Below are 1,761 nucleotides of genomic sequence, written 5' to 3'. Positions count from 1 at the left end.
CCCCGATTTCACGCACTTCTTCGCGCAATATGCCTCGATCCAGCCCTGGCTGAAGACGGTCACTCCCGATCCCTCGGGCAAGGAGCGCCTGCAGTCGCCCGAAGACCGGGCGAAGCTCGACGGGCTCTACGAGTGCATCCTTTGCGCCTGCTGCTCCTCATCCTGCCCGAGCTATTGGTGGAATTCCGATCGCTTCCTCGGCCCCGCAATCCTGCTCCAGGCCTATCGCTGGCTCGCCGACAGCCGCGACGAGATGACCGGCGAGCGCCTCGACGAGCTCGAGGACCCGTTCCGCCTCTATCGCTGCCACACAATCATGAACTGCGCGAACGTGTGCCCCAAGGGCCTCAATCCGGCCAAGGCGATCGCCGAGACCAAGAAATTGCTGGTGGAGCGGGCTGTCTAAGCTGGCCTCCATGCCGGCCGCGACCATGCACCCGCTGATCCGCCACGAGCCGGACCCGGACTATCCCGGCTGGCTGACGTGGGACGTGTCGGGCGAGGAGCGCTACAATGCGACGCTGGGCAAGCTCCTGGTCCGCCCGGACGGCGCCGGTCGCGCGCGCTGCCGGATGTTCCCGGAGACGCTTCAGAGCAACCTCGGCAATATCGTCCATGGCGGCGCGATCCTGACCTTCATCGACATGGCCCTGTTCGCCGGCGGGCATGTCGCGGGCGTAGACATCGCCTACTCGGTGACGCTGGATCTTTCGGCGCAGTTCCTCGGCCCCGCACAGCTCGGGCGGCCGCTGGATACCAGCGTCGAATTGCTCCGCGAAACCGGGCGCCTCGCCTTCATGCGCGGGCTCGTCGAGCAGGAGGGCGCGCTGATCGCCTCCTGGTCCGGCACCATCCGCAAGGGCGGCGAGCGCAGGTGAGCGCGGTCGCCGACTGCTACCGGAAGCTGCTCGCCGCGGGAGAGCTGGCACCGGATGAGGACCAGCGCGCGGCAGTCGCTGTGCTCGACACGCTCGGAGGCGAGCTGGCTGCCAAGCCTAAGCAAGGCCTCCTCTCCCGTCTCACCGGCAAGACTAGGCCGCGGCCCTGCGGCATCTACATGTGGGGCGGCGTCGGGCGCGGCAAATCCATGCTGATGGATCTTGCCTTCCAGAGCATCGACGTGTCGCCGAAGCGGCGGGTCCACTTCCACGAATTCATGCTGGAGGTGCACGAGCGGCTCCGCGTCGAGCGCGCCAAGGAAAAAGGCGATCCCATCCCGCCCGTCGCCAAGGCCATCGCCGCCGAGGCCCGGCTGCTCGCCTTCGACGAGATGGTGATCAACAACAGCGCCGACGCCATGATCCTGTCGCGGCTGTTCGGCCAGCTGCTGGAAAACGGCGTCACCGTCGTCACCACGTCCAACCGGCCGCCGCAGGACCTCTATAAGGGCGGCCTCAACCGCGAGCTTTTCCTCCCATTCATCGACCTCATCGAGCAGCGCCTCCATGTGGTGCCGCTGAACGGACCCACCGACTACCGGCTGCAGCGGCTGGGCGGCATGCCGACCTGGCACGTGCCGAACGGGCCGGAGGCGACCCGCGCGCTGAGCGAGGCCTTCTTCCGCCTCACCGATTACCCGCCGGAGGATCGCGCCAACGTTCCTTCCGAAGATATCCCGGTGCAGGGCGGGCGCACTCTCCACGTCCCGAAGAGCCTGAAGGGCGTCGCCGTCTTCTCCTTCAAGCGCCTCTGCGGAGAAGCGCGCGGGGCTCCGGATTATCTGGCGATCGCCCGCCGCTTCCACAGCGTCATCATCGTCGG

The 1,761-nt window shown here is 67.2% G+C and carries 3 protein-coding genes; all 3 read left to right on the top strand.

Annotated elements, in window-relative coordinates; translation table 11 throughout:
• Nucleotides 1-406, top strand: a 406-nt coding sequence (locus VF662_RS15875) for a 4Fe-4S dicluster domain-containing protein (protein ID WP_464142924.1), incomplete at its 5' end; no start/stop codon positions are given.
• 10 nt (nucleotides 407-416) lie between these two features.
• The gene (locus VF662_RS15870; RefSeq protein ID WP_464142923.1) at nucleotides 417-878 is read left to right on the top strand and encodes a PaaI family thioesterase; all 462 of its coding nucleotides are present in this window, start codon (nucleotides 417-419) and stop codon (nucleotides 876-878) included.
• On the top strand, nucleotides 875-1,761 hold an 887-nt coding region (gene zapE / locus VF662_RS15865; protein ID WP_464142922.1), incomplete at its 3' end, for a cell division protein ZapE. The genes VF662_RS15870 and zapE, both read left to right, overlap by 4 nt.

It is taken from the genome of Allosphingosinicella sp. (assembly GCF_036387215.1).
Taxonomy (GTDB): Bacteria; Pseudomonadota; Alphaproteobacteria; order Sphingomonadales; family Sphingomonadaceae; genus Allosphingosinicella.
This window is presented reverse-complemented; position numbering and strand designations above follow the sequence as displayed.

Excerpts from the sequence above, each read along its gene's own strand:
- VF662_RS15870 (WP_464142923.1), top strand. The coding sequence starts at position 417 with ATGCCGGCCGCGACCATGCACCCGCTGATCCGCCACGAGCCGGACCCG.